The sequence below is a fragment of the Runella defluvii genome (genome assembly GCF_014195535.1).
Classification (GTDB): domain Bacteria; phylum Bacteroidota; class Bacteroidia; order Cytophagales; family Spirosomataceae; genus Runella; species Runella defluvii.
The window spans coordinates 284,986-307,227 of record NZ_JACIBY010000002.1 but is presented as its reverse complement, the minus strand read 5'-3'; the positions used below and the strand labels follow the sequence as shown (position 1 = coordinate 307,227).

18 protein-coding genes are annotated in these 22,242 nt (G+C 46.4%); 9 read left to right on the top strand and 9 right to left on the bottom strand.

The annotated features are described in order from the left end of the window. Positions 1–16: 16 nt before the first annotated feature. The 9 genes from trpC to FHS57_RS05965 all read right to left on the bottom strand — a co-directional run bounded on the left by trpC (position 17) and on the right by FHS57_RS05965 (position 8,525). Positions 17–823 carry an indole-3-glycerol phosphate synthase TrpC gene (trpC, locus tag FHS57_RS06005; protein ID WP_183971983.1) on the bottom strand — a complete coding sequence of 269 codons (807 nt, stop codon included), beginning with the start codon at positions 821–823 and terminating at the stop codon, positions 17–19. After that, positions 823–1,422 (bottom strand): Uma2 family endonuclease, encoded by a 600-nt coding sequence (locus FHS57_RS06000; RefSeq protein ID WP_183971982.1) that lies wholly within the window; start codon positions 1,420–1,422, stop codon positions 823–825. The genes trpC and FHS57_RS06000 overlap by 1 nt, the downstream gene beginning before the upstream one ends. Positions 1,423–1,470: 48 nt before the next feature. Continuing rightward, positions 1,471–2,460: an anthranilate phosphoribosyltransferase gene (trpD, locus tag FHS57_RS05995; protein WP_183971981.1), complete on the bottom strand. Its 990-nt coding sequence runs from the start codon at positions 2,458–2,460 to the stop codon at positions 1,471–1,473. Positions 2,461–2,549: 89 nt separating this feature from the next. Continuing rightward, positions 2,550–3,473, bottom strand: coding sequence for a hydroxymethylbilane synthase (gene hemC, locus FHS57_RS05990; protein ID WP_183971980.1), 924 nt, complete (start codon positions 3,471–3,473; stop codon positions 2,550–2,552). Between the two features lie 157 nt (positions 3,474–3,630). Further along, entirely contained in the window at positions 3,631–4,611 is a 981-nt protein-coding gene (locus tag FHS57_RS05985) for a bifunctional heptose 7-phosphate kinase/heptose 1-phosphate adenyltransferase (protein WP_183971979.1), read from the bottom strand. Between the two features lie 4 nt (positions 4,612–4,615). Further along, positions 4,616–5,182 carry an anthranilate synthase component II gene (locus tag FHS57_RS05980; RefSeq protein WP_028524277.1) on the bottom strand — a complete coding sequence of 189 codons (567 nt, stop codon included), beginning with the start codon at positions 5,180–5,182 and terminating at the stop codon, positions 4,616–4,618. 44 nt (positions 5,183–5,226) lie between these two features. Further along, the gene (locus FHS57_RS05975; protein ID WP_183971978.1) at positions 5,227–5,676 is read right to left on the bottom strand and encodes a methylglyoxal synthase; all 450 of its coding nucleotides are present in this window, start codon (positions 5,674–5,676) and stop codon (positions 5,227–5,229) included. Positions 5,677–5,914: 238 nt separating this feature from the next. Beyond that, positions 5,915–7,939: an NAD(+) synthase gene (gene nadE, locus FHS57_RS05970; RefSeq protein ID WP_183971977.1), complete on the bottom strand. Its 2,025-nt coding sequence runs from the start codon at positions 7,937–7,939 to the stop codon at positions 5,915–5,917. 79 nt (positions 7,940–8,018) lie between these two features. Then, the gene (locus FHS57_RS05965; RefSeq protein WP_229601269.1) at positions 8,019–8,525 is read right to left on the bottom strand and encodes a thioredoxin fold domain-containing protein; all 507 of its coding nucleotides are present in this window, start codon (positions 8,523–8,525) and stop codon (positions 8,019–8,021) included. 322 nt (positions 8,526–8,847) lie between these two features. Here FHS57_RS05965 and FHS57_RS05960 point away from each other — a divergent pair, with 322 nt between their 5' ends. The 9 genes from FHS57_RS05960 (at position 8,848) to FHS57_RS32060 (ending at position 22,164) form a co-directional block, all read left to right on the top strand. Further along, entirely contained in the window at positions 8,848–11,910 is a 3,063-nt protein-coding gene (locus tag FHS57_RS05960) for a SusC/RagA family TonB-linked outer membrane protein (RefSeq protein WP_183971975.1), read from the top strand. 23 nt (positions 11,911–11,933) lie between these two features. Then, positions 11,934–13,313 (top strand): RagB/SusD family nutrient uptake outer membrane protein, encoded by a 1,380-nt coding sequence (locus FHS57_RS05955; RefSeq protein ID WP_183971974.1) that lies wholly within the window; start codon positions 11,934–11,936, stop codon positions 13,311–13,313. Positions 13,314–13,657: 344 nt separating this feature from the next. Next, complete coding sequence (locus FHS57_RS05950) at positions 13,658–14,533, top strand: hypothetical protein (protein WP_183971973.1); 876 nt, start codon at positions 13,658–13,660, stop codon at positions 14,531–14,533. Positions 14,534–14,546: 13 nt separating this feature from the next. Then, complete coding sequence (locus FHS57_RS05945; RefSeq protein ID WP_183971972.1) at positions 14,547–15,035, top strand: hypothetical protein; 489 nt, start codon at positions 14,547–14,549, stop codon at positions 15,033–15,035. 33 nt (positions 15,036–15,068) lie between these two features. Next, entirely contained in the window at positions 15,069–17,441 is a 2,373-nt protein-coding gene (locus FHS57_RS05940) for a M43 family zinc metalloprotease (RefSeq protein WP_183971971.1), read from the top strand. 177 nt (positions 17,442–17,618) lie between these two features. Continuing rightward, entirely contained in the window at positions 17,619–19,790 is a 2,172-nt protein-coding gene (locus FHS57_RS05935; RefSeq protein ID WP_183971970.1) for a ferredoxin-like domain-containing protein, read from the top strand. A gap of 4 nt (positions 19,791–19,794) precedes the next feature. After that, the gene (cobA, locus tag FHS57_RS05930; protein WP_183971969.1) at positions 19,795–20,538 is read left to right on the top strand and encodes a uroporphyrinogen-III C-methyltransferase; all 744 of its coding nucleotides are present in this window, start codon (positions 19,795–19,797) and stop codon (positions 20,536–20,538) included. A 130-nt stretch (positions 20,539–20,668) separates the two neighbouring features. Next, positions 20,669–21,919, top strand: coding sequence for an MFS transporter (locus FHS57_RS05925; protein WP_183971968.1), 1,251 nt, complete (start codon positions 20,669–20,671; stop codon positions 21,917–21,919). 56 nt (positions 21,920–21,975) lie between these two features. Further along, positions 21,976–22,164 (top strand): C1orf53 family protein, encoded by a 189-nt coding sequence (locus FHS57_RS32060; RefSeq protein ID WP_310586974.1) that lies wholly within the window; start codon positions 21,976–21,978, stop codon positions 22,162–22,164. Positions 22,165–22,242: the final 78 nt, after the last annotated feature.

Genomic DNA, 22,242 nt, shown 5'->3' with positions numbered 1-22,242 from the left:
ACTACTACGTCGGCTATTAAGCAAATTGTGTTTTTGACGTAATCTCAGCGACCAAACCGCGCAAGGCAGCGGCGGGGTCTTCGGTTTTCATAAACGTTTCTCCAATGAGAAAGCCTTGATAACCAGCCGCTCGCAATTGCACGATTGTATCGGCATCTTTGAGACTACTTTCGGATATTTTGACGAAATTATCGGGAATAAGTTGCGCCAATTCCAACGATGTTTCGACTGATGTAACAAATGTTTTAAGGTTTCGGTTATTAACCCCGACCATGTCCACGTGCTCGCACAAGCTCTGCTCCAATTCCTCGCGGTCGTGTACCTCTAGCAGCACCTCCAAACCAAGGCTGTGCGCCTTTTGTCCTAAGTAGCTAATCTCGTCAGGAGTTAAACAAGCCGCAATGAGCAAAATCACGTCGGCGCCGATGGCTTTGGCTTCCCATAACTGATATTCGTCAATCATAAAATCTTTGCGAAGCATGGGCGTCGTTGGATTGGCAGCGCGTGCTTTGCCAAAATCTTCAAACGTACCACCAAAGAAATCCGTATCGGTCAATACCGATAGGCCATTTGCACCTGCTGCCACGTATCCTTGGGTCACGATGTCGGGAAGAACGCGGTCGTTGATGATGCCTTTGGAAGGAGACTTACGCTTAAATTCGGAGATAATGCCCGAAGCACCGTTGGCGGTAAGGGCATTTTTGAGCGAGAGAGTGGGGCGACCAAAAAGTGGCGCTTGTTCAAGTTGGGCAAGGCTCACCCGACTTTTGGCGTCGGCTACTTCGGTACGTTTGTGGGCTACTATTTTGTCGAGAATATTCATTAGGGTTCAAAAATTTTGGCGACTGATATTTCAAGCTCAGGCAAGATACTTGTCGTTATCACGTCGTCTTCTGTAAAAGGCCGTAAGCCAATGTATTTTCCTTCGTCATTGAGTACATACACAAAGATAGCGTTATCGTTGGGTTCTACCAACCAGTATTCTTTCACGCCATTTTCTTCATAAACTTCGTATTTATCGCGCATTTCTTTTTTAGTGTTTCCTGGCGATAGAATTTCTATGATTAAATCAGGAGCACCAATACAACCACGGTCGTCGAGTTTATCACTATCACAAATCACACAAATATCAGGCTGGACAACGGTGTAAATTTGATTATCCGCCCGTTTTTTGCCTTTTAGCGGCGTGAGACGTACATCAAAAGGAGCCGAATATACTTCACACCTTTTTCCATCAAGGACATTGCTTATAGGAGTAAACAACTGTCGAGAAATTTTTTGATGCCGCCGCGCGGGTGCAGGCGACATGTTAAAAATCTTGCCTTTGATAAGCTCCAAACGTTCCTCAAACGTCCACGTTAAATAATCAGCGTAGGTGTAGGTACCATTAAGGTCTAATTCTTCAAATGTCATCACACTCATAAGAAATACAAGTTTTCTTTGGGTTATAAGTAACCCAAAGCACGCTACCTACTCTTCAATCAACGTTTTGAACGCCGCCAGCGCTCGCTTGCTTTCCAACGACTCTCGGGCCATGGCTACGGCGTCAGTGAGTGACAAAGTAGAATCAGCAGCAAAAAGCGCCAAACCTGCGTTGGCCAATACAGCTTCTTTTTGGGCGACTGTTGCTTCATCATTTAGTACATTCAGAAATATCGCTGCCGAATCTGCCAATGTTTCCCCTCCGAAGAGGTCTTCAGGTTTCAGCGTCTTTAGTCCTAAGTCGGCTGGCACGAGAATCTGCTCATTTTGTGCCGTAATAATCTTAAAGTCACCCGTCAATGATACTTCATCGTAGCCATCCAACGAATGAACAATCAAGTATTTCATGTCCGACTGCTGATAAAGATAGGCGTAAAGACGCGCTAATTCAAGGCTAAAAACCCCCACCATTTGTTTAGGTGTGAAACTCGGGTTAATCATCGGCCCCAGCATGTTGAAAAATGTTTTTATCCCCAACTCTTTACGAATGGGAGCGACGTTTTTCATGGCAGGATGAAAGAGCGGCGCGTGTAAATAACAAATGCCCGCTGTTTCCATTTTCCGACGGAGATAATCAACGTCGTTGGTGAACTTGATGCCCAAATACTCCAATACCGTCGATGACCCTACTGCCGACGACACGCCGTGATTACCCTGTTTAGCCACTTTCTGCCCCGTTCCTGCTACGACAAAAGCCGAAAGCGTCGAGACATTGAACGTATCCTTTCCATCCCCCCCCGTACCGCAAACGTCCATCGCATTAAACTCCGAGAAATCGACGGGAAGAAGTAAATCGAGCATGGCCTTACGAAAGCCAGTTAGCTCTTCTACTGTAATGCCTCTAAGCGCAAAAACGGTTAGGAAGCTGGCAATTTGAGAAGCATTAAATTCTCCACGGCCAATGCCCAAAAGCGTCTGGTAAGCCGTTGGTTCGTCGAGCGTTTGGTAGTTCAGTAGGTGGTTGAGGGTTGCTTTCATATTGGTTTGGTGCCAGATCTTCCAAGTTTTATTTCTATTTAGACCTTCCAAGTTTCAAAAACTTGGAAGGTCTAAACCTCATTTTCTGTTTATAAATTCTGTTTTATTTGGGCTAAAATCTCAGCCGCCCCTTCGGCCAATAGTTTTTCGGCTAATTCGCCGCCTATTGCTTCTGGGGCTGAAGTATCTCCCGTTACGGTATGTTTCAGCAAGGTTTGCCCATCCAGACTCACGACTCCTCCTGTGATACCCAAACCTTTTGCTTGGTGCGTTGCTAGTCCAAATACAGGCACACTACAACCGCCTTGCAAACGTCTCAAAAAGGCACGTTCGGCCAAGAGAGAGGCTTCGGTCGCGGGGTGGTTGAGTAGCGCTCGTAGTTTTTCTTTTTTTTCTGGGGCAATGGTAGAGCTGCATTCGATAGCCACGCTTCCTTGTCCCACCGCAGGTGTAAATTCATCAAGCTGCAAGTGTTCACAAATCAACGAGTCGTATTCCATACGGTGTACGCCTGCATAGGCGAGCAAAATGGCATCACACTGCCCTTCTTCCAGCTTACGAAGACGCGTTTGGAGGTTTCCACGCATATCCACCGTTTTGATGTGGGGATAAAAATGTTTCAACATCGCCACTCGACGCGTCGAAGAAGTCCCCACCACAAATGTCTCTCCACTTTTTAATGAAAGCGTTGTGTTGTGGCTTACAAGCACATCGTTTACGCGTTCACGCTCGGTAAAAGCAATCAGTTCCAGGTCTTCGTCCAGCTCTGACTGCAAGTCTTTGGCACTATGAACGGCAATGTCAATGCGACCGTCGCGAAGCTGGTCTTCAAGTTCTTGGGTAAAAACCCCTTTACTTCCGATTTTGGAAAGCGAGCGGTCAAGGATTTGGTCTCCTTTGGTTTCAATGATGATAATCTCCGTCGAAAGCCCTCCCTGTTGAAGTGATTTTTCGACGTAATACGCTTGCCAAAGGGCTAAACGGCTTCCACGTGTTCCGATTTTTATGTGCATGAATAACTTCCGTTCTGAGTATATTAAACTTTACTGTTTTCTCAATTTTTACCCGCAGAGATTCGCAGATTAGAAAAACGCTGATTTTCGCTGAAGTTGACTATCTGCGTTCATCTGCGCCTTTAAATTCTGCGTTAATCAGCGGGGAACACTTTCTCTACCCTAAACTCTTCTTCGCCTCCGCTTTCAGTATTTCTTTATCAATCGGTACTACCCCCACGTGTTCGCAAACGAGTCCACCACCTAGGTTGGAAAGTTCCGCCACTGTCGCTGGGGCAACCCCCAATGCCACCGCACAAGCTGCAATACTAATAACAGTATCTCCTGCCCCCGACACGTCCGCGATTTCGCGTTGGTGTGCTGGGCTGCGGTGTTGTTTATCCAAATAATCAATATACACGCCTCGCTCCGAGAGGGTTACAAATGCTCCTTTGGCGTTGAGTTCGTAGCGTAATTTTTTCACGACAGCTTTCAGTTCGTCTTCGTTGCGTACATCAAACTCTACTTTCAGCCCTTCTTTCAGCTCCTTTAGATTCGGTTTGAACAAAGTGACGTTTTGGTAGGCCAAGAAATTGCGCTTTTTAGGGTCAACCACCGTTGGAATCCCTAATAAGTTGGCCGCATCCGTAATTTCTTTGATGACATTGGGGCACAAAACTCCTTTGTCGTAATCTTCAAAAAGCACAACGTGGCATTCGGGCAACAACGCTTTGGCTTTCTCAATCAGCTGCGCTTGTTCTTCCAGTGTAATCACCTTGTCGGTTTCGGTGTCCACTCGAACCACCTGCTGCGAACCCGCAATGATACGTTCTTTGATGGTCGTGATGCGGTCGGGGCTTTGTAAGATTCCGTCGGTACGCAACTGACGTTTTGTCAATTCGCCCACTAAATTTTGCCCTTCTGTATCTTGACCCACTACTGAGCAAATAATGGGCTCAGCGCCGAGTGCGTGTATATTCAAAATTACATTCCCTGCCCCTCCCAAACGGTATTCGCGGCGTTGGGCCACGACCACAGGAACGGGTGCTTCGGGCGAGATTCGTTCTACTTTTCCCCACACGTAGGCATCCAACATCACATCTCCTACAATCAGTACGCGTAGTTGGTTAAAAGAATCGAACAGTTGATCAATAGTCATACGATTAAATAGCAAGCCAATTTTGTAGCATTTGTTTTCCGTGCTCCGTTAGCACCGACTCAGGGTGAAACTGTACCCCACGCACATCGTACGTATTGTGACGAAGTGCCATTACTTGGCCATTTTCATCCACGGCCGTGATGGTCATGGTATCAGGTACGGTTTCGCCCACCACCGTCCATGAGTGGTAGCGCCCTACTTGAAACGACGATGGAAGCCCCTTGAACAAAGGCTCATTGGCATCTGTGACAATGGCCTTATCACTAATGCCATGAAGGACATCCGACATATTGTTAAGGCTTGCCCCAAATACCTCCCCAATGCCTTGATGCCCTAAGCATACCCCCATGATGCTCTTTGTAGGGGCATAAGTGCGCACTAAATCTTGTAAAATTCCTGCTTCTGACGGAATGCCAGGGCCAGGTGAAAGAAGAATTTTATCATAGTTGGCGACATCTTCCAGGGCAATTTTATCATTGCGGTGCACTTCCACGTCATCGTGCAACTCACGAAGGATATACACCAAGTTGTAGGTGAAAGAGTCGTAATTATCAAGAACCAAAATTTTCATAGTAATAGCTATTTGTGGCAAAAGTACCCAATTCCGTCCGTACCTCAAACCTTACGTTTAAGATAGGAGTCGTAGTCGGGCAAGTTGGTTTCATATTCTTGGTACATAAGAGGAGAGGTAAGAACGTAGTCGGCCGTGATGCGGTCGCAAGCCATGGGAATATTCCAAAGTACTCCTAAACGCAAAAGCGCTTTGATGTCGGGGTCGTGCGGCTGAGCCGACATAGGATCCCAGAAAAAAATAAGCACATCCAAGCGCCCCTCTGCAATCATTGCCCCAATCTGCTGGTCACCCCCAAGCGGCCCACTAAGTAGGCGCGTTACGTGGACATCGAGGGCATCTTCGAGCAGGCGACCCGTCGTGCCCGTACCAAATAACTGATGGCGTGCTAGCGTGGCTTTGTTGTACACCGCCCATTCAATGAGTTCGGCTTTTTTGTTATCGTGTGCCACAAGCGCAATTCGCTTTCGGGCTGGAGTAAGGCGGGTTTGCATATTGTAGTATCAGTATTCGTTACAGAGTTAAAGGCCCATTCGGTTACATTCTTTGTTTTCTATGTGTTTATTCTCATATGTTCTATGTGTTAAAAAAGGAGGATACGCAACTTTTTAAGTAACTAGGAAAAGGTAAACACATAGTCCAGATAGAATTTTTACATAGCACACAAAAGACCGCCTACTATTTTCTATGTGTTTATAAAATCACTGCGGCTTCATGTTGTATCCTCCTCTTCTAAAACCCAATTTTCCCCTTACGAGCTTTGGCATTCTTCCCTTCAAAATAGGTTTTAAGCTCTTCGAGTTCTTTCTCAAACCCTCCCGAAAGAATCGGGAAACGGCACCAAGCGCGCGGGTCGAGGTTGTAATCGTCGAGGTGGAATCCTGGGGCATAGCGTTCTCGTTTCCATTGATTTCGACTCCATAATTTGAAGAAACGGTCCACCGACGCATACAACGTTTCGCGAGAATACTTTTCGGCAAAACGAACTTCCATGCTACGGAAACAGTCAACGGGTGACTTCTTGTCTCGAATCGCTACTTCCTCAATCGCATCCAACACTTCGTAAGGCATCAGGTCTTTCTCGTCGGTTTGCATTCGTTCTTTCGGACGCAATTCGGCCGTGGGTTGCAAGCTGTTTACTTTTTGCAAACCTTTCACTTTGATATGATGCCCTTTGACGTGGCAACCAATGGTTTCGAGCCACACTAACCACTGACGAAGCCAATATTTATCAATCCCCGCAATAGGGCTAATGCTCCCCGCCGTATCTCCATCCATGGTGCAATACCCCACGGCAACTTCAGAACGGTTGGAAGTTGCTAACAACAAGTGTCCGTACAAGTTAGCCAACAGCCACACGCTCGGGGCACGTACCCTCGCTTGGATATTTTGCAACGGAATATCGTCTTGCTCCCACGTAAGGTCACGACCAATTTGCTCTTCAATAAGCCCTTTGTACGTTTCTACAAGTCCATTTATATTAATGTTGTGGAAAGTCGCGCCTATCGACTGTGCCAAACTTGCCGCCGATTCGTAGGTATCGGTAGAACTGTTTTCTGTTCCTTGATAAATACTATGAATCAACTGTTTGGCAATACCCTCTACGGTTGTTTCTTGTTGAATTTTTTTGATATGCCCCAGTTTTTGTTTGAACGCTTCGAGCCCAATACTTTCATCGGCCAAACGAATCATCAAACCACACAATGCCACGCAAGCACAAGAATCAGCCCCGCCTGAAAGCGATACTGTAAAACCATACGAACGGGATTTGCGCAAATAATCGAACAACGCCAAGCATACTGCCCGCGCAAACTCCTCTTCCTTTAAATACCCGCCTCGTTCAAAAGGCTCTAGTTCTGCCGCTTGATACGCAGGTGCTACTTCGTGCCACTGGAAGGTGTCGGTCACTTTCCAATTGCCGCCAGCAACGGGCGATTTTATTTGCGAATGAGAAAGTCGGGTGACATCCGTATCAATGACCGCCGAAGTAATGTAATAATCGGCATAGCCAAACCGTGGGCTAGAAGCCAACAACGTACCATCGCTGGCAATCATGGCATCGCCGTCAAAAAGAAGGCGGCCAGCTTCGTTGCCCAGTAAGTTGGTATAAACATAACTACACGAAAACGAGCGAGAGCCGTCAATAACGAGCCGCTCGCGGGTCATGAATTTTTGGAAAGCAAAGGGGCTGGCACTAGGGTTGAGGATGATGTCAACGCCTCGGTCAAAGTGCAAACGGCCTGGGCGCTGAGCTACCCACGCATCTTCACAAATTTCAAAACCTACCCGAATTCCCGATAAGTCAAAAATCAAATCGCCAATAGGGTATTGAAAATCACCGACTTTGACCTCGTCGCGTAAGCCCGCAGGCCAACGATGAAACCAACGGTCTTCGTAAAAAAGCCCGTAGTTGGGCAAGTGTTGTTTTGCCGCAAAACCAAGAATACGTTTGTTGACAATCAAACACGCTGTGTTATATAATTTGTTATTAAACCGCAAAGGAAGTCCCACTGCCACGGCGATACCAGCCGTATGCGCAACGATTTCGTGCAAACTTTCGATGGCCTGCGTGAGGGTATTTGCACTGTAAAAAGCATCGTCGCAGCCGTAGCCTGTAATACATAATTCGGGCAAGCAAAGCAAGCTAATCTCTTGTCGGCGAGCGTCTTCAATCGCACTTACGATGTGTTTACGATTCGATTCCCACGCTAAAGGAGTGGTGTTGATGGTGCCTGCGGCTACTTTAATGATAGACATAGCAGAAAGAATGGTTTATAAAATCCCTGCAAAGGTGCAAAGTTGTCCCTTTTTATCAGCGTATCGGGGGCTAAAACTTTCAGCTACTTTTTTTACGGTTAATGAGGCAGCCTACGGCTTCGGTGCGAGCAGGTACGATAGGTTTTCCTGAAACAAGCGCTTCAAGTGCATTTTGGAGATAAAATTCGGTGGTTTTAGGACGGTATTTCCCAAGTCCAAAAAATTGGTTGTCAACCGCCCCGCGATACACTTCTTGGCCTTGTGCATTTAGTAATACAACCTCGGGGGTAGTGCGTGCGTCATACCGTTCGACCAGCTTATGTTTTCGGTCTATTACGAAGGGCAATGTAAATTGGTATTCGTTGGCAAAAGCTTTTACTTCCGACTTTTTAAGAGACTTGGTGGAAAAAACGGCCGTAAACGCAACGTTTTGGCCATATTTATCGTACATTTCTTGTAATCGTTTGGTCGTTTTTTGGCAAATTGGACACTCGGTATCATAAAAAACGAACAAACGCCCCTGAGAATGAGCTGCTAACCCACAAAGATAGAACGATATGAATAAAAGCAACTTTGACCAAACCATCTTAAAGCCGTCGTTAATTATCCCAAAATTAGATACAGTACTTTGCAAAACATTCAGTAGAATCTTTCGTTCTTAAAAGTACAAATAATTTGGATAAGCCTGTTTTTGCCTGACTTTTTTGTCTAACTTTTCGCCAGCAACTAAGCCACGTAGCGAAGATGGTGCTTGTTTTTAGATAAACTTTGTTGATTATCAGTTGTTTACTGAAAGTAGCTTTGTTTGTCTAGCCGCAAAAACGCCGACAATTAGCCCAATTCGTATATTTTTTCTAACCTAATAGCTAATTTTTTTCCGAAACGCCTGATTTATAAAATACGTTTACATGAATCAATTGTTACGCAAGTCTTTCTTCATTCTAAGCATGACCTTGGGCTTCTATGGAGCACTCTGGGCCCAAAATCGTACGATAACGGGTAAGGTCACTTCTGCTACCGACGCGCAGCCTTTGCCAGGCGTAAACGTTACCCTCAAAGGCGCTACCACGGGGGTTTCGACAGATGCCGAGGGTAGTTATCGGATTGTAGTGCCCGACGGTAAAGTAACGTTAGCTTTTTCGTTTGTCGGAATGCTAAGTCAAGAGGTGGTGGTCACGAACCGAACCATCATCAACGTCGAACTTCTCGAAAGCCCTACCCAACTTAACGAAGTCGTGGTGACAGGTTACACAACCACCCAACAAAAGGATGTCATTAGTGCCATGACAACCGTAAAAGGAGATCGCCTCAAAAACTTGCCTGTTTCGGGGATTGACCAAGCCTTACAAGGACAAGCGGCGGGGGTTCGCGTATCGGCTGCGTCTGGAACACCTGGGGGCGGGGTCAAGGTTGTTATCCGTGGGAATACCTCAATCAATGCTTCCAACCGCCCGTTGATGATTGTCGATGGCATTCCAGTGTATGACGGAGCCGTATCACAATTTAGCTATGGAGGCCAGCAAGATAACGCGATTTCGGCTTTTAACACCAGCGATGTTGAGTCCATTCAAGTTCTTAAAGACGCCTCAGCTAAGGCAATTTATGGCGCAAGAGGAGCCAATGGCGTGGTATTAATTACGACAAAACGCGGCAAGGCCAACCAAAAAACCAATATTACATTTGATGTACAGCGTGGGGTTTCGGACGTGGTTAAGCGGCTAGATTTGTTAAGCTCCAGCGAAATTTTGACCCTTCAACGTGAAGCGGTAGCCAATTTTAACGCCAAACAAACGCGCTTTCAGGACATGGTTGATCCCGACGCCCTTGGCTTGATTCCTGGTGTAACGGATGCGGTTAATACCAATTGGGTCGATGAAGTACTTCGTAAAGGGATTTATCAACAATACCAACTTTCTACTTCGGGAGGCAACGACCGTACGCGCTTTTATTTGAGTGGTAGCTACCGCGACGAAGAAGGGGTGCAGCTCAACAACCGCTTTGCGCGCTATACGGGTTCTTTTAACCTCGATCATAAGGCGTCTCCTAAACTTTCATTTGGACTGAACCTAAGCATTGGGAGTACCAAAAACCGCCGTGTGTTTAGCGACAATGCCGTGGATGGGGTCTATGGTTCGGCACTTCGTAGCTTACCGTATTATGCCCCTTTCAACGAACAATCAAAACTTTATACCCCCAACGACCCCAACTACCAAGGCTTCCCCAACGGTAATCCCGTGGCCGAGGCATTGTTGCCGCGTCAGTTGACGTACGGGATTAAGTTTTTGGGCGGTGTAAATGCCGAATATGCTTTCATGCCAAACCTCCGCCTTCGTACCAAGTTTAGCATGGATTACAACGGTTCGCAAGAAGATACCTACAACCCGACTGGCACTTTTTACGGAAGCCTACCTTCTGTAGGTGGACAAGGATACGGGGCGTATGGAACGTCTTCGTTGGCAACCTTCTTAAATTCAACCATTTTGACCTACAACACCAGCATTTCGGAAGATCACCACATTAGTGGATTGGTGGGAGGGGAGCTTCTGCATTCGCAAGGTCTTACCTCTGGAGTGCAAGGACGTGTTTTCCCTCGCGATGAGTTTACCTATATTTCATCCGCTGGGGTAGTAGATGCAGGTAGTTCGTTTTTTACTCAAAATGGTTTAGTATCTGGTTTTGGAGAAATAAAATACGATTACAAAAACAAATATTTGTTTAGCGCCACCGCTCGCTACGATGGTTCGTCTCGTTTTGGACAAGACCGCAAATTTGGTTTCTTCCCATCGGCTTCGGTAGGATGGCGTTTGAAAGAGGAAAACTTTTTGAAAGATGTGGACTTTATCGAAGACATTAAACTTCGGGCGAGTTATGGATATACAGGGAACGAACGCATCGGAAACTACCAATTTTTAGGAACATGGGATGCCACTACTTACAACGGTTCCTCAGGAGTAGGGCCTAACAGCCTTAGTAACCCTAACTTGCAATGGGAACGGACACGGGAAGCCAATATTGGTTTGGACGTGGCGTTTTGGAAAGGCCGCTTGAGTTTCACGGCCGAAGTGTATGACAACCTGACCGATGCGCTTTTGTTTGCCGAACCACTACCTGCAACTACGGGCTTTGGCTCGCTTCAAGGGAACATCGGTAGCATCTCAAACCGAGGGCTTGAGTTTACCTTACGTTCGGTCAATTTTGATGGTGCATTTCGTTGGACAACTGATTTGAACGTTTCGCGAAATGATAACAAGGTGGTATCACTGGCTTCAGAACAACCGCTATACCGTGGTTTCTCAGCGGCAGGCGTAGGGGCTACCAATGTCATCAAAGTAGGTGAGCCACTTGGTACGTTTTGGGGGCTTAAATACCTTGGGGTGGACGTGGCTACTGGTGATGCCTTGTACGAAGATTTTAATGGCGATGGCCGAATTACAACCGACGACGCCCAAGTGATTGGAAACGCCCAGCCCAAATTGATAGGTGGCTTGACAAACACATTCTCTTGGAATGGCTTTGATGTCAGTGCTTTCCTTCAATTTTCGTACGGAAATAGTGTGATGAACTACGGAAATTCGTTTTTGCTTAACCCAGGCACAGACCTACGGGTGAACCAAACGCGGGCATCGTTGCGCCGTTGGCAGAAAGCAGGTGACATTACAGACGTGCCTCGTTATGAGTATAACAATACTTACAACAGTTACTCAAGTAGCCGCCTTGTGGAAGATGGCTCGTATTTGCGTCTTAAAAACGTGGCCATTGGTTACACCGTTCCAGCCAAGTGGACAAGCAAAATTAAGCTTGGCACGGTACGCTTGTACGCCACGGGTACAAACCTCTGGACGTTGACGCGCTACACGGGTGCCGATCCAGAAGTAAGTACGCTCGATGGCTCGACGGCCGCCCAAGGTATCGACTTCTTTACGTTACCGCAAGTGAAAACGATTGTGGGTGGGGTAACCGTAAATTTCTAACCAGCTTTAATCTTCCGAATTTTATGAAACGTTTATCATACGCATTCCTTCTAACAGCTTTGATGTCGGCCTGTAACACGGTGGTTCTTGACCCACCTGCCGTTGATTTGCTGATTGATGACATTGTATTTACTACCGCCAGCGATTTGCCTTCGGTACGAATTGGGTTGTATTCGGCGGCACGGAGCATTGGAAGTCCTACGGTGCAAGCGGGCGATTTTACGGCCGATAATATTATTCACCTAGGAACTTTTACGGATTACCGAGAACTCGGTACCAAACAAATTACCCCTTCCAACGGGGTTGTTGGGGCTTTGTGGGGGAGTGTGTTTCGCTCGATTTATTTGGCCAATTTTGTGCTTGAGCGCCTTCCAACCATTGCGAGTGTGCGAGCGGCTGATGCGAAGGCACTGACGGCAGAAGCAAAATTCTTACGAGGCTATGCCAATTTTATTGGTGCGCATACTTTCGGAGGTATTCCCAAAGTCACTTCAACGACATTAGCTACCAACCGTACCATCCCACGCGCTTCCAAAGAGGAGATTTTGACTTGGGCGCTGGAAGATTTGCAAGCGGCGCTTGCTGATTTGCCCGATGGCGACCCGCAAGACCGTAACGTGTTTGCAGGATACGCCACCAAAAACGCCGCCCGTGCTGCATTGGCTCGGTATTATCTCTACCAAAAAAACTGGGCGCAAGCAGAAGCGTATGCGACACTTCTCATTAATTCAACCAATTATTCGCTGGTTTCGTACAATGACGTGGTAACCAAAGATTTTACCCAAGAGTCTATCTTTGAATTTGGATATACCCTCAACGATTATTCGGGAGATATTAATAATTATTTTGTAGGTCGCCGAGAAGTGGTTCCTTCCAACCAAGTGGTGGTGTCATTGTTGTCAAGGGAATCGGGAAACCGCAGCCAAACTCTTGTATTTGATTTTACCAAACAAAAAGGCAATGACAATGGTTGGACACTCCGTAAGTATGGAACTGCCGATGAAAGCAACCGCAATTTTGTCATATTCCGTTTGGGAGAAATGTACTTGATTCGGGCTGAAGCTCGTGCGCAGCAGGGGAAAATTACGGGTACAACGGGGGCCATCGCCGACATTAACAGGTTACGTACCCGCGCTGGTGACGGGTTGGCCGACAGTGCAAAACCTCCGTTGATTACGACGGCTACGCAAAGCGAGATGCTGAGTATTATCGAGCGTGAACGGGTTTATGAGTTGTCTTTTGAAGGGCACCGTTGGTACGACCTTGTACGTACTGGGCGGGCGCAGGCAGTGATGTCGGCTTTTTCAACCAATTGGAACGTCAAGTATGAACTTTGGCCAATACCACAAACTGAAATTCAACGAAACCCCTCTTTGGCGGGTCAGCAGAATCCTGGTTATTAGGTTTGATGTTTCCTGTTTGAGGTTAGAAGTTTAGAATATTAATACCTTGTTTGAAAAGTAGTATGATATTTTTTATCCCGCAGATAAACGCAGATTAAAATTCAACGCGGATTGGCGCAGATAAGCTCATTAGCCGAATTAATCACCCAAAATCTGCGGGTAAATTATAAAGAAACTTAATAAACAACGTATTAACGATAAACCCGAAACTGAAATTGGCAAAATAGCAAAGGGCAAACCCGAAACTGAAATTGGCAAAACAGCAAACCGCAAACCCGAAACAGCAAACGATAAACCCGAAACAGTAAACTGTAAAACCGAAAAAGTAAATTAAAAATCTGAAAATGAAATCTAACTATTCAATCATAAAATCAGTCATTTTTGTTTTTCTGATGGTATCGGCGGGGCTATGGCTGGCGAGCTGTGAAGAAGAACGAATCACCTACCAAGGAGGGAATTTTGTGGTTTTTAATGACACTGCCCTCAGTTTCAAGGAAAGTTATTCCAAAGCCATCAAAATCAAAGTACACAATGGCGGGGCAGTACTCAATGAGTCAATCAACATCAGTTATACGGTAGGTGGCACTGCCCGTGAAGGCAGAGATTACCGCATCGAGGGGACGAAAGGAACAGTGATTATTCCTGTAGGCCAGAGTTTTGGTGAAATTACCCTGTATCTGCTCAACAATGCCAATAACATTCTCGAATCGAGTACCATTGAGTTTGCTTTGACGGCCGTAAAGCCTGCCGACAAAGTACAAGTTGGTTTTGGAAAAGGAGGTATGGGCAACAAAATGGTGTTCACCATTCGGGATGCTTGTTTGATGGACGGGCTTTATACGGGACAATTGCCCGTCAACGCTACCCAATCATATCAGTTGGCCGATATTGAAATTTCAAGCACGGATTGCAAACGCTATACCATTTCCAACATTAACGTTGGATTGGTAGGTTTCCAACAATTCTTTAACTGGGAGGCACCCGTAGGTTTCCAAGCCGAAAAACCAACCCTCGATTTTATTGACAACGGAAATAATACCCTGACCATTCCGCAGCAGGTGATTCCGCAATTTGCCAGTGGGTATGATACGTTGTCAGGAACAGGGGTTTGGAATCCTGTCAATAAGCGAATCTCGCTGAATATTAAGATGAAGGTATATAGTTATGCCACTAAAAAAGATACAAACGTCATTATTCCATTAAACTACGTCCCACAATAACCACCTTACAGAGATGAAAAAAAGTATGCTTATTACCTTCGTCGGTATAATCATAGGTGCGCTAAGTGGGTGTACCGAAAAGTTAGACCCTAAGCCGTTGACTTACTCTCAGTTACTCACGGGTACTGAAAAGAAAACGTGGGTGCTGAGTGCGGTTACGATTGTTGATGAAAAAGATCCTTATGATTTAAAAGGAAGCGATGTCCTTGAGGCTTGTCAACTCGACGACCAGTTTGTGTTTTATGCAAACGCAGAAAAGAAAATGGAATACACCAACGGGGCAACCAAATGCCGTACCACGGAGCCAGATATTCTCATCACAGATGTGTGGCAATTGACGAGCGCCAATGCAACGCTCGAAATGGGTATTCCTCGGTTGTTTGGCAGCTTTAAGTTGCCGTTTATCGTAAAGACATTGACCGAAAACACCATGGTTCTTGAGTATTATTTCGGAGATGTTGATGCGAGCTATCGTTTTAAATTTACATCCACAGGGAAATAATTTAGTGCCTCGTCTCAATTTTGTACAATTACTATGCGCCAGTTACTATACATTTTTGCCCTTTCTATTCTAACGAATTTTGCCGCCCACGCACAGCGGCGCCCCGAACCCTGTGCCACCATGGAAATGGACAGCCTACGCCGACTTCGATTCCCTAGCGAAGGTAGCCTTGATGATTTTGAGCGTGATTTACAGCGCAAAATGGTCGAGCTAAAGTCCAAAATGGCATCTAGCAGAGGGGCGGCAGATATTATCACCATCCCCGTTGTTGTACACGTGATTCACAACGGAGAAGCAGTAGGAGTGGGGAGAAACATCAGCCAAGCGCAAATTCAGTCGCAGATAGAGACGCTTAATGAAGATTTTAGACGAAGAGTAAATACCAACGGTTTTAATAATGACGCCCGTGGAGCCGACATCGAAATTGAGTTTTGTATGGCCCAATTTAACCCCAACGGCCAACGAATGACGGAGGCTGGTATTGATCGGGTCAATGGAAATCGCACAAGTTGGGCACGTACTGACATTGAAGGGTCGCTCAAGCCAACTACTTCGTGGGATCCCAACAAATATTACAATATCTGGGTGCTTGATTTTGCCGCACAAGACGATAACTTGTTGGGATATGCCCAGTTTCCAAGTAGTTCGGGACTGTCGGGGATTCCATCGGGTGGTGGGGCGGCTAGTACCGATGGGGTTGTGATTAACTACGCTAATTTTGGAAATTCTCAAAAAGGTAGCTTTTCTCTATTGAGAGCACCTTATAACCTCGGCAGAACACTTACGCACGAAACAGGTCACTGGCTGGGCCTTCGCCACATTTGGGGAGATGCCGCTTGTGGAGATGACTTTTGTGCCGATACCCCAACCCAAGCGTCAGAAAGCCGTGGCTGTCAAAAAGGACGTATCAGTTGCGGAGGAGCAAACATGGTCGAAAACTACATGGATTATTCGGACGACGGTTGTTTTAATATTTTTACAAAAGACCAAAAGACACGGATGCGAACGGTCATGGAGGTTAGTCCGCGTCGGGCAAGTTTGCTTACTTCTAACGTCTGTGGTCAACTCATATCGGGGAGTCCAATTCCCAATTTCGTGGCTGAAAACCGTACGGTATTGCTAGGTGGACAAGTACGTTTCACGGATCTTTCTACCAATTTTCCAACCGCTTGGAAATGGGAGTTTGAAGGAGGTGACCCCGCTACTTCGACGAGCCAAAATCCGACGGTAACGTACACGACTGCGGGTAAGTTTAAGGTAACGCTCACTGTGTCAAACACGGCTGGAACGTCAGCCCCACTTGTACGAACAGAATATGTTGAAGTAATAAACGCGGGATTATGCGCTACCGTCACCAATTTTTCTGGAACAGGCACTGTCTTACGTCAAACAGGTGGTACGGGATATATTGCAGGACAAAATAGCCGTCGAACCCAAGCAGTAGCAGAGTTGTACTCAAACCCGCTTGGCTACACCAATTTACGAGGTGCAACCCTGAAATTTGGCGTAGCCAAGGCCGCAAAAAGTACCGAAACGGAAAGCGTCGTACGGGTTAAAGTATGGAATGCCCGCGGTTTTCAAGGAGGGCCAGGTTCGGAGTTGACAGTTAAAGAAATTCCGTTGCGTAAAATTTTGGACGATGTGAAAAACAACCGAGAAACCAAGGTGGTTTTTGACCAAAATATCAACCTTTTAAGCCAAAATAACCTCGCATTCTTGATTGGAGTAGAGTTTGATTACGTGGCGGGAGATACCGTAGCCCTTGTCACTACCCGCGATGGCGAATCGCTTAACGCCACTTCTTGGGAGCGAAATTCAAGTGGTAGCTGGGATCGTTATATTGTGCGTACAGGTTTGAATATTGCTCATTCTATCACTGCCGATGTAGGGATGAAACCTTCGGTGCAGATACAAGCATCGGCACAATTTATTAATCCTGGTGAAGCCGTTATTTTACAAGCACGGGGAGCAGGGGTAATCAATTGGTCGCCGTCGGAAGGACTCAGCTCAACGCTGGGGCCTCAAGTAACCGCCCGCCCAACCCGTACACTGACGTATTTAGTGAAAGGCTCAGGCTCGGATGTGTGTCGTGACTCGGCAAGTGCCACGATTTATGTTCGTAATGTTCAAATTTTGGGCAGTGAAACCTTGCCAGACAAAGAACTAACGCTGAGCCCTAACCCAACCGATGGCATGGTGGAAGTGAAATTTACCAATTCATTGCGCGGAAAAGTTCTCCTGCGCTTGCGGAGCATCACAGGTGCGGAAGTGTGGCGAGCCGAGTTTGAAAAGAACACCGATGCGTTTGTGCAGCCAATCAACGTTCGGACTTACCCTGCGGGCGATTATTTCATTGATTTGCAATTGGGAGATTATGCCGACCGAAAACGCCTCGTGAAGTTTTAATCATAACCTTTGGTTATTGCCTATTCGTTGTTTTTGGGCTTATTATTAGGAAATTAACACGGCAAGCCCGTACTTTGTATCACCAATAAAGGGAAACCTTATTTTAAAGGGAGTAAAATCCCTTTAAAAATTTATAAATTAAAATATTAACTCGATAGAGTTTAAGTGTTAATAGATATGTCAAACATCCAATTCACATCAAACATAAGCGAAGCCGCGCGCCGCGATATTCTTGAGTTAGAAAGCAAAATCAGCTTTTTTAGCGGCGGAAACGTACCCGAAGAGGCTTTTCGTAAATTCCGCCTTGCAAGAGGGGTGTATGGTCAACGCCAAACGGGGGTACAAATGATTCGTATCAAACTTCCTTATGGTCGTATTACTGCCGATCAGTTGGTGCGAATTGCCGATTGTTCTGACAAATATGCCACAGGAAATCTCCACGCCACTACGCGTCAAGACATTCAGTTGCACTTTGTAAAGTTGGCTGATTCGCCAGCTTTGTGGGCAGATTTGGAAGATGCGCAAATAACCCTACGCGAAGCTTGTGGTAACACTGTTCGTAACGTAACAGGTTCTGCGCGTGCGGGAATTGATCCGTTGGAGCCGTTTGACATTACCCCGATTACCCACGGCATTTTTGAATATTTTCTGCGCAACCCAATCTGCCAAGACATGGGGCGTAAGTTTAAAATTGCGGTGTCATCTTCCGAAAAAGACTCGGCCTATGCTTTTATGCACGATGTGGGTTTGATTCCACTCGTACGTCTCAATGAGCAAGGCGAGGAAGTCAAAGGCTTTCGGGTGTTGATTGGTGGTGGCCTTGGCGCACAGCCGCTTTTGGCAAAACCTGCGCACGAGTTTTTGGAAGAAAAATTCGTTATACCGTTCATTGAGGCAGTTATTCGCGTATTCGACCGTTACGGAGAGCGCGTGCGCCGTCACAAAGCGCGGATGAAATTCCTTTTGGCTGACATCGGTTTAGAGGAGTTTTTGAAGCGGGTAAATGAAGAGTGGACATCCATCAAAAACAAAGAATACCTTCCAGAAGGGCTCGACTTTGCGAGTTCGGACTTATACACTTCGACGCGTGAAGGTGGAGTGACAAAAGAAGAACTAATCGCGGCTTCGACCGATGATACCTATACAAAATGGCTTCAAACCAACGTTTTTGAACAAAAACAAAAAGGCTGGTACGCCGTGCAGCTCCGCGTTTTGTTGGGTGATATGCACTCGTCAACGGCGCGTAAATTGGCCGACATTGTGCGTCAATACGCCGCCGACGATATTCGCGTTACCGTAAATCAAGGCTACTTGCTTCGTTTTGTAAAAGCAGAAGATTTGGCGACGGTTTATCAACAATTGAATGATTTGGGATTGGCCGAGCCTGGTTTTGATACCACCGCCGACATCACCACTTGCCCAGGAACGGATACCTGTAACTTGGCGATTTCGAGCAGCTACGGCATCACTCGTGCGCTCGAAATTATGATGAAAGAAGAATTTCCTGAGATCATTTACAACAACGACATCAAAATCAAAATCAGCGGTTGTATGAACGGCTGCGGTCAGCACAGCGCCGCCAATATCGGTTTTCACGGAAGTTCCATTAAAAATGGGAAACTCGTATTGCCAGCCTTACAAGTGTTGTTGGGTGGTGGATTCAACGGAGTAGGTGAAGGAATGATTGGCGATAAAGTGGTGAAAGTGCCGACTAAGCGTGGCCCTGCGGCATTGCGTTTGTTGTTGCAAGACTACGAAGCCAATTCGTTTGAAGGCGAGTATTACAATGATTACTACCTCCGCCAAGGAAACAAATATTTCTACGCGATGTTGAAGCCGTTGGCCGATTTGACAACCGCTACGCCAAGCGACTACATTGATTGGGACCACGAAGAGCCTTTCCAGACGGAAGTCGGAGTAGGAGAATGTGCCAGTGTGTTGGTGGACTTGGTGGGTACGACGCTCATCGAAGCCCAAGAAAAACTTGGTTGGGCTTACGAAAACCTTGAAAAAGCTGTTTGGGCCGACGCTATTTATCACTCATACAACGTGTTTGTAACGGGTGCGAAAGCCATGCTTGTGAGCAAAGGCGTGCCTACCAATACACAGTACGGCATTATCCGCGACTTTGACGAGCACTTTGGCGCAGAATTTGGTCATTTGACCGAAGGTGGTTTCAAAGAGTTGGTATTTAGCATCAACAAAAGCGAACCAAGCGAAGCCTTCGCTCGTCAGTTTGTGGAAGCTGCTGGTCAGTTTTTGAGCAAAGTAAACGAACTGCGTCAAGCACAATTGGAAGAAGTAGAAGAGCCAGCGTTAGCGTTGGTAGAATTTGGAAAAGACAGTTAGTTTTATGAAAGTCACCCTCATTGGAGCAGGCCCAGGTGATCCCGAATTAATCACCTTGAAAGGCATCAAAGCCCTCAAAAGCGCTGACGTAGTGTTACACGACGCTTTAGCCAGTACCGAACTGCTGGAGTATTGTAAACCCGATTGCGTGATTGTCAACGTAGGTAAACGTTTTGCCCAACACAGCTGTAACCAAGACGTTATTAATCACCTGATTGTCGAATACGCCCAACAATACGGTCATGTGGTACGCCTCAAAGGTGGTGATTCGTTCATTTTTGGTCGTGGCTACGAAGAACTCGAATATGCGGAGCGTCATGGCATTACTGTAGAGGTAGTGCCAGGGATTTCGAGTAGCTATGCAGTGCCTGCTTTGGCGGGGATTCCGCTCACGACCCGAGGTATGAGCGAGAGTTTTTGGGTGATTACAGGCACGACCAAAGACCACAGCCTATCCAACGACTTGTCGTTGGCGGCGCGTTCGTCGGCTACGGTGGTGGTATTGATGGGAATGCACAAACTTCCCGAAATCGTAGAGACGTTTGCACAGTTAGGAAAGATAAATTTGCCCGTAGCTATCATCCAAAATGGCAGCCGTCCCGACGAAAAAATTGTCACTGGGAAAGTCGGAAATATACTTCAACTAGCCCAAGCCGAGGGAATCGGCTCGCCCGCCATCATTGTGATTGGCAAAGTAGCGCAACTCGCCGACAAAGTAAAAGAAATTTCTCAATTAGCTGATTATTAGCCCACCCTTCATTTATTTGACAAGTCCCCCATCGTCGATGGGGGCTTTTTTTTAGTACCCCAAGCAACTTTACCCGCTCAAATTGGGTTGAGTTTTTGAGTACGTTTCTTAATCAACCAAAAAATTTACGTTGAAAACTATCTCCACCGATCCCTACGCCGCGCTGCGTTATCCAGAGTTTGTCAACCTGATAACCACCAATAGCCTCATTACGGCAGCGCTTTTGATTCAGGAAGTGGTGATTGGGTATGAATTGTACAAAATTACCCACGACCCACTCTCATTAGGTTTTATTGGGCTGGCCGAAGCCATTCCTTACATTTCGTTGGCCTTGTTTGGTGGCCATTATGCCGACCGCAAAGACAAGCGCACCATCATGCAAATCAGCCAATCGGTGATTTTGGTTTGCTCTTTGGGGCTCATTGCGTTGATGAACCCCGAAAACCGCAACCACCTTTCGCAGACGTCGTTGTTACTGACAGTTTATGGTATTTTGGCGGTTATTGGTTTTGCCAAAGGGTTTTATTCACCCGCCGTGTCGTCGATGAAAGCCTTTTTAACCCCTCGCGAAGTGTATTCCAACGCTGCTACGTGGAGCGGGACTTTTTGGCAAGTAGGCGCCATTGCAGGCCCAGGCGTTGCTGGATTTTTATACGCTTATTTGGGATTGATAAATACATTGTGGGTTGTGGTCGTGATTTTAGCCATCACGCAGGGAATGTTACTTTTGATTTCCAAGAAGCCCATTCCGCAGGCTGGCGAAGAAGAAACGGTCAGTTTGTGGCAAAGCATCAAAGAAGGAATTCAATTTGTATATCAACAAAAAATTCTCCTCTACTCCATTTCGCTCGATTTAGCAGCCGTGCTATTTGGGGGAGTAATTGCGATATTGCCCGTTTTTGCCGAAGACATTTTAAAAGTAGGCGCCGAAGGGCTCGGAATCTTACGTGCTGCGCCGTCGGTAGGGGCAGTCTTGACGATTTTTATGACGGCGTACTTTCCTCCCGCTCGGCACGCATGGCGCAATATGCTTATTTCGGTAGCAGGTTTTGGGGTAGCTACGCTTGTTTTTGCAGTTTCAACCCACTTTTGGTTATCGGTCGTGATGTTGTTTTTCACGGGAGCGTTTGATGCCATTAGCGTCGTCATTCGCCAAACAATTTTGCAAGTTGTCCCGCCCGATCACATGCGAGGGCGTGTTATTTCGGTCAATAGTGTCTTTGTGAGTTCGTCCAACGAGATTGGGGCGTTTGAGTCAGGAGTGCTTGCCAAAGTAATGGGAACAGTCCCGTCGGTGCTTTTGGGTGGTAGCCTAACAATGGTTATCGTCATCTGGGTGTGGATTAAATCCAAGGAATTGTTTAAAGTAGAGTTAATGTAGAAAACATTTTTGGGCACAATTGGTTACATACCTACTGTGCCCAAAAATCTATAAAAGTGCGCGAACCTTCCTCTTCACAAAAATCAATAATTACCTCTGGCCGTCATGGGTTAGAGAAAGAAGATTATTATACCGACGAAAACGGTTTCATAGTATTCACGGCGGCGTATCATCTCAAGCGGGGTTACTGCTGCAAAAACGGCTGCCGCCATTGCCCTTATGGGTTTAAGAAATCCCAAGGGTAGTAGGCTTTTAACCTGATTTTTTGAGAATCGACCAAATTATGGGTTATAATTGTAATATGTAGTTAAGAAAAACTATAT